This window comes from Streptomyces sp. SolWspMP-5a-2, from assembly GCF_900091845.1.
In the GTDB taxonomy this organism is placed as follows: Bacteria; Actinomycetota; Actinomycetes; order Streptomycetales; family Streptomycetaceae; genus Streptomyces; species Streptomyces doudnae.
The window spans coordinates 71,556-77,897 of the sequence record NZ_FMCI01000394.1; the positions used below are offsets into that span (position 1 = coordinate 71,556).

5 protein-coding genes and 1 pseudogene are annotated in these 6,342 nt (G+C 75.9%); 5 read left to right on the top strand and 1 reads right to left on the bottom strand.

Going from position 1 to position 6,342, the window contains the following annotated elements; genetic code table 11:
• Nucleotides 1-98: 98 nt before the first annotated feature.
• On the top strand, nucleotides 99-923 hold the full coding sequence (locus tag GA0115242_RS39375) for a Fic family protein (RefSeq protein ID WP_093836450.1): 825 nt from the start codon (nucleotides 99-101) through the stop codon (nucleotides 921-923).
• Between the two features lie 427 nt (nucleotides 924-1,350).
• Here the strand turns inward: GA0115242_RS39375 and GA0115242_RS39380 are convergent, their stop codons facing one another.
• Nucleotides 1,351-2,184: an HAD family hydrolase gene (locus GA0115242_RS39380; RefSeq protein WP_093836451.1), complete on the bottom strand. Its 834-nt coding sequence runs from the start codon at nucleotides 2,182-2,184 to the stop codon at nucleotides 1,351-1,353.
• A gap of 617 nt (nucleotides 2,185-2,801) precedes the next feature.
• Between GA0115242_RS39380 and ssd the strand changes: the two genes are divergently transcribed.
• The 4 genes and pseudogenes from ssd to GA0115242_RS41175 form a co-directional block, all read left to right on the top strand.
• Nucleotides 2,802-3,905 carry a septum site-determining protein Ssd gene (gene ssd, locus GA0115242_RS39385; RefSeq protein ID WP_093836452.1) on the top strand — a complete coding sequence of 368 codons (1,104 nt, stop codon included), beginning with the start codon at nucleotides 2,802-2,804 and terminating at the stop codon, nucleotides 3,903-3,905.
• 8 nt (nucleotides 3,906-3,913) lie between these two features.
• Nucleotides 3,914-5,137 (top strand): TadA family conjugal transfer-associated ATPase, encoded by a 1,224-nt coding sequence (locus GA0115242_RS39390; protein WP_093836460.1) that lies wholly within the window; start codon nucleotides 3,914-3,916, stop codon nucleotides 5,135-5,137.
• Complete coding sequence (locus GA0115242_RS39395; RefSeq protein ID WP_256089859.1) at nucleotides 5,134-5,985, top strand: type II secretion system F family protein; 852 nt, start codon at nucleotides 5,134-5,136, stop codon at nucleotides 5,983-5,985. Before GA0115242_RS39390 ends, GA0115242_RS39395 begins: the two co-directional genes overlap by 4 nt.
• Nucleotides 5,982-6,342, top strand: a pseudogene (locus tag GA0115242_RS41175) (hypothetical protein); the annotation flags it as partial. The gene GA0115242_RS39395 and the pseudogene GA0115242_RS41175, both read left to right, overlap by 4 nt.

Here is a 6,342-nt window from a genome sequence, read left to right on the forward strand (position 1 = left end):
CACCAAGGGTAGTGGTCGGGTAGCTGTGGGTGGCAGCGGTTCGTGAAGAACACCACTCCTTCGGGGAGCGCGGGCGCGGTGTGCGTAGGGTCGTACTCATGAGTACGACAGGCGCGACCGCAGATCCGCTCGCGACCCTGGGTTCGCTGCCCGGTGTGGCCGAGTCCGTGGAGTCCGTACGCAAGGCCGTGGACCGGGTCTACGGACACCGGGTGATGCGACGGCGCAGCCCCGAGATCACCGCCGAGGCGGCGCTGCGCGGCGCGCGCGGGTCGGCCGCGCTCTCCGGCGCCGACTGGGCCCTCGAAGAGGTGCGCAGGCGCACCGACTTCAGCGGTGACGACGACGCGCGCGTGGTGGGCGCCGCGCTGCGGCTGACCGCCGAGGCGGGTCAACTGCTGTCCATCTGGCGGCAGTCGCCCCTGCGGGTGCTGGCCCGCCTGCACCTGGTCGCCGCAGCAGGCGCGTCCGACGACGTCGGACGGCCGCGCCAGGAGGGCGAAGCGGTCGACGAGCCGCTCGTCGAACTGCCCCTGCCGGGAGCGGCCGAGGTGCACGGACGGCTGGAGGGCCTGGCCGCACTCGTCGTCACCGGAACCGCCGCGCCCGCCCTGGTGACGGCCGCGATCGTGCACGGCGAACTGCTCGCGCTGCGCCCCTTCACCTCCCGCAACGGCCTGGTCGCGCGCACCGCCGAACGCGTCGTCCTGGTGGGCAGCGGCCTCGACCCGAAGTCGGTCTGCGCGGCCGAGGTCGGTCACGCGGAGCTGGGACGGGCGGCCTATCTGGCGGCGCTCGACGGGTACGTCTCCGGGACGCCCGAGGGGATGGCCGCGTGGATCGGGCACTGCGCGCGGGCGGTCGAGCTGGGCGCGCGCGAGTCGACGGCGGTGTGCGAGGCGCTCCAGCGCGGCGCCGCGTAGCGGTCACCGGGGCCGCGTGCCCGGGTGACCGAAAAGGGCCCCCGGGAGGGGGCCCTCTGGAAAGGGTTGCGGCGGTACGAGGTCTCGTACCGCCGCCGGCATGTCGGCCGGGTTACCAAGCGTCCTCGAAGTGGTGCCCATCAGGGCGGGAGCATTGGCCCGTCCCTGGTGCGGCTGGCCCGTAATCGACGGGTCGACGTCGCGTGGGTGCCCGGTGTCCATGCGCGGTCCGTGGGGCCGTGTGCGTCGGTGAAGGAGATCCTCTCGGATGGCCTTGGTCTCGCGGGCCGTTGACTCCTTTGTACTCCACGACCGCGAGGAGCGGAACCCCCACCTGCGGTTCTTTACTTTTACCCTCAATCAGGTGCGAAACGGACGGGGGGAGGGAGGGGGTCGGCGGGGGCGCGGGGGGAGCCCGCGGGGGCGGTCACAGGGCCGTCGCGCGGCGGCGGCTCGAGTACCAGACGAGGCCCGCGGTGGCCGCGGCGGCGCCTATCGCGGCGGCCGCGACCAGCGCCGGGCGGGGCGGCACGGAGAACGCCGGGATGCGCTGCTTGAGGCGGACGGGCCGGTGGAAGTCGAGAATCGGCCAGTCCCGGGCGAGCGCCTCGCGGCGCAGCGACCGGTCCGGGTTCACGGCGTGCGGGTGGCCGACGCTCTCCAGCATCGGCAGGTCCGTCGCCGAGTCGCTGTAGGCGTAGCACCGCTCCAGGTCGTACCCCTCGGACGCGGCCAGCTCCCTGACCGCCTCGGCCTTCGTCGGGCCGTACGCGTAGTACTCCACCTCCCCGGTGAAGCAGCCGTCCTCGCCGACGACCATGCGGGTCGCCACCACGCGGTCGGCGCCGAGCAGTTCGCCGATCGGCTCCACCACCTCGGCGCCCGACGTCGAGACGATGACGACGTCCCGCCCGGCCGTGTGGTGCTCCTCGATGAGGGAGGCGGCCTCGTCGTAGATGATCGGGTCGATCAGGTCGTGGAGCGTCTCGGCGACGATCTCCTTGACCTGTCGGACGTTCCATCCGCGCACCATCCCGGAGAGGTACTTCCGGGTGCGTTCCATCTGGTCGTGGTCCATACCCCCGACGAGGAACACGAACTGCGCGTAGGCGGTGCGCAAGGCCGCCCTGCGGTTGATCAGACCGCCTTGGTAGAACGACTTGCTGAAGGTGAGCGTGCTCGACTTGGCAATGACCGTCTTGTCCAGGTCGAAGAAGGCGGCTGTGCGAGGCAAGGACCGGTTATCCACGCCCCCGAGCATAGGCGCAGCCCATTCGGCGTAAGGTGTGGCGCGTGGGTTTGCCTGAGAAGGCTCTCGGGTACACCATGGAAGTCACGGATCGTTCGCGACCGTGCTAACCCGGCCCGACTCCTCCCCCCCGAGTCGGCCGTGGGGACGACCCCCGCTCTCCCCCCCGGCGGGGGTCGTCGCATGTCCGGGTGGGTTTTCGGTGACTTCCACCGGCCGTGGTGCCGGTCCGGGGCGGCTGCGGCCGCCCCTTTTTCGCGCCCATGATTCCTCACTCTCCGTGACTTTCCTGGTGCTCTGCGGAAGGTGAACGGGGCGTGACGAGGGCCTGTGGAGCGGGATGCGGACCGTGGTGCGGCGGTCACCGGTACGGGTGATGAAGTTATTCACAGGACCTGAGTCGTCCACAGATTTCGAGCAAGATCCACATCATTTCCGCGATCCCCGCATCGTGATTCCCGACGCACCGCGCTCGCACCGACTTCATGACCGGAGCCGGATTCCCGGGCCGGTTCGGCCGTTTCTACGGGCCGTGCATATGGGGGGCCGCTTTCCGCTTCCGTACGGCCTTTGGGAATGGCGTGGCCGCGCGGACCGCGCGGCCGGCCCAGCGAAGGGGGACGCAGACCGTGTCAGGACCCGTCACACACGAACCACCGCCCGCCGCCTCCGGGCGGCAGGCCGGACCACTGATCGTCACGGAGGACGCCCGGCTGCTCGACGACCTGCTGCGGTTGTGCGCGGCGGCCGGGGCGACGCCCGAGGTCCACCACACGGTCCCCGAGCCCGCCGGACGCTGGGAGGCGGCGCCGCTCGTGCTCGTCGGCGACGACGCCGCCCGGCGGCTGCGCGGAGCCGCCCGCAGGAGGGGCGTGGTGCTGGTCGGCCACGACCAGGACGACCCCGGCGTCTGGCGGCGGGCCGTCGAGATCGGCGCCGACCACGTCCTCGTGCTGCCCGACGGCGAACAGTGGCTGATCGACCGGATCGCCGACGTCGCCGAGGGCGTCGGCAGGCCCGCCCTCACCGTCGGGGTGATCGGCGGCCGGGGCGGGGCCGGGGCGTCCACCCTCGCCTGCGCCCTCGCCGTCACCTCCGCGCGGGAAGGGCTGCGCACCTTGCTCGTGGACGCCGATCCGCTCGGCGGCGGACTCGACGTCCTCCTGGGCGGCGAGACCGCCGACGGACTGCGCTGGCCCGCCTTCGCCGCCTCCCGGGGCCGGGTCGGCGGCGGCGCCCTGGAGGAGTCGCTGCCCCGCCTCCACTCGCTGCGGGTGCTCAGCTGGGACCGCGGCGACTGCGTCCTGGTCCCGCCGCAGGCCGTCCGCGCGGTGCTGGCCGCGGCCCGCAGACGGGGCGGCACGGTCGTCGTCGACCTGCCCCGCCGCCTCGACGACGGGGTCGCCGAGACCCTCGCCCAGCTCGACCTCGGGCTCCTCGTGGTCCCGGCCGAACTGCGCGCGATCGCGGCGGCGGGCCGCATCGCCTCGGTCGTCGGCATGGTCGTGCGCGACCTGCGGGTCGCCGTGCGCGGCCCCTACGCGCCCGGCCTGGACGACCGCGAGGTGGCCCGCCTGCTCGGGCTGCCGCTGGCCGGTGAGGTGCCCGTCGAATCGGGGCTGCTGCGCCCGGGGGACGGCAGGACACCGCCCGGGGCGACCGGGCGCGGGCCGCTGGCGCGCTTCTGCAAGCGGTTCTGGGAGCGGGCGCTGACCGAGGCGGGGACGGCGTGAACCGCGCCGTGGGAGCGCACGCGCGGCCGGAGCGGATCCCCGTCGGCGCCGAGGTGCCGTCCGGGCTGCTGGACGGGGTGCGGCGGTGGCTGGTCGAGAGCGGTGCCGAACCCACCCCCGCGCGCGTGGCGCAGGCGCTGCGGCACCAGGGACGGGTCCTGGGCGACGCCGAAGTCCTCGGAGCGGCACGGCAGTTGCGCTCCGAGCTGATCGGCAGCGGACCGCTGGAGCCGCTGCTCGCCGACCCGTCGGTCACCGACGTCCTGGTCTCCGCGCCCGACCGGGTCTGGGTGGACCGGGGCCGCGGCCTGGAACTCACCGCGGTGGCCTTCCCGGACGCGGCGGCCGTACGGCGCCTCGCGCAGCGGCTCGCCGCGGTGGCCGGCCGACGGCTCGACGACGCGCGCCCCTGGGTCGACGCGCGGCTGCCGGACGGGACCCGGCTGCACGCGGTCCTGCCCCCGGTCGCCGTCGACTGCGCCTGCCTGGCCCTGCGGGTGGTGCGGCCGCGGGCGTTCACCCTCGGCGAGCTGGTCGCGGCGGGCACCGTGCCGCCCGGCGGGGACGCCCTGCTGCGGGCGCTCCTGGACGCCCGGCTGTCGTTCCTGGTCAGCGGCGGCACCGGCTCGGGGAAGACGACCCTGCTGAGCGCCCTGCTCGGGCTGGCCGGGCCGGGCGAGCGGATCGTCCTCGCCGAGGAGGCGGCGGAGCTGCGGCCCGACCACCCGCACGTCGTCCGGCTGGAGACCCGCCCGGCCAACCAGGAGGGCGCGGGGCTCGTCACCCTCCAGGACCTGGTCCGGCAGGCCCTGCGGATGCGCCCCGACCGGCTGGTCGTCGGCGAGGTGCGCGGGCCCGAGGCGGCCCATCTGCTCGCCGCGCTGAACACCGGGCACAGCGGCTGCGGCACCCTGCACGCGAACACGGCCGCCGACGTACCGGCCCGCCTGGAGGCGCTCGGCACGGCGGCCGGGCTCGACCGGGCCGCGCTGCACAGCCAGTTGGCGGCCGCCCTCTCGGTGGTCCTGCACCTCGTACGGGACCGCACGGGCCGCCGCCGGATCGCCGAGGTGCGCGTCCTGGAGCGGGACGCGTCCGGCCTGGTGCGCACGGTCCCGGCGCTGACCTGGGGCGACGAGGCGTTCGTCCGCGAGCGGGGCTGGGCACGGCTGAGCCGCCTGCTGCGCGGCGCAGATGCCGGCCCCGGCCCGGACGAGGAGGGGGAACGGTGACGCTCACCGGCGCGGCCGTGTTCTGCGCGGGAGCGGCGGCCTGGCTGCTGGCCGAGCGCGACTCCGGTGCCCGGCGGGCCCGGCTGCTGCTCGCGGGCGGGGGAGCGGCCGGAGGCGGTCCGGTCACCTGGCGGGAGATGGCGGCGGGGCTGCGGCGGGCCCGGCAGCGGCTGCGCCCCGAGTGGTGGGCGCTTGCCGCGGGACTGATGCTCGCGGTGGCGGGCGCCTCGGTGGTGCCGGTCCTCGCGGGCGCGGCCGGGGTGCCGTTGCTGCGCCGGGCCCGGCTCGCCAGGCAGGCGCGCGGGGTGCGGGAGGAGCGGCGGGACGCGGTGATCGCCCTGTGCGGGGCGCTCGCCGGTGAGGTGCGGGGCGGACGGCAGCCGGGGGAGGCCCTGGCGCGTGCCGCGCGGGACACCGGCGGTCTCGGGGAGGCGCGGCCCGCGGTGCTCGCGGCGGCCCGGTTCGGCGGTGACGTCCCGGGCGCGCTGGCCGGGGCGGCGCGGCATCCGGGGGCGGAAGGGCTGCGGGGCCTGGCCGCGTGCTGGCGGGTGGCCGTGGACCAGGGGGCGGGGCTCGCCACCGGACTCGACCGCCTGGAAGGGGCGTTGCGTGCCGAGCGCGATCAACGCGCCGACCTGAGAGCCCAGTTGGCGGGTGCCCGGTCGACGACGCTGATGCTCGCCGGGCTCCCGGTGCTCGGCCTGCTGCTCGGCACGGCCCTGGGCGCCCGCCCGCTGCACGTCCTGCTGCACACCGGGCTGGGGCTGGGCTGCCTGGTGACGGGCGGGGTGCTGGAGGCGGCTGGCGTGTGGTGGGCCGGGCGGATCGTGCGGGGGGCGGTGTCATGAGCGGCGAGGTCGTCCACAGGCTGGGGGTGTTCCTGGGGGTGCTGGCCGGGGCCGGGTTGCTGGCCCGGCGCTGGGCGGCCGCGCGGCGCGACCGGAGGACACGGCGCAGGCTCGCCGCGCTGATGACGGGCGTACGGGCGCGGGACGGCGGGGCGTGGGCCCCGGTGCGGGAGAGAGCGCGGCGGTGGGCGCCCCCGGTCGCGGTGGCAGGTGCCGGGTGGGTGCTGGTCGGAGGCGTCCCCGGGCTCGTCACGGGGCTGGCCGCGGCGGTGGCGCTCCGGTGGTGGCGGGCCCGGCGGACGGCGGGCGGGCCCCGGCGGGTGACGCGGGTGAGGCGGCGGACCGACTGCCCCTGGC

Excerpts from the sequence above, each read along its gene's own strand:
- GA0115242_RS39375 (WP_093836450.1), top strand. The coding sequence starts at position 99 with ATGAGTACGACAGGCGCGACCGCAGATCCGCTCGCGACCCTGGGTTCG.
- GA0115242_RS39380 (WP_093836451.1), bottom strand. The coding sequence starts at position 2,184 with ATGCTCGGGGGCGTGGATAACCGGTCCTTGCCTCGCACAGCCGCCTTC.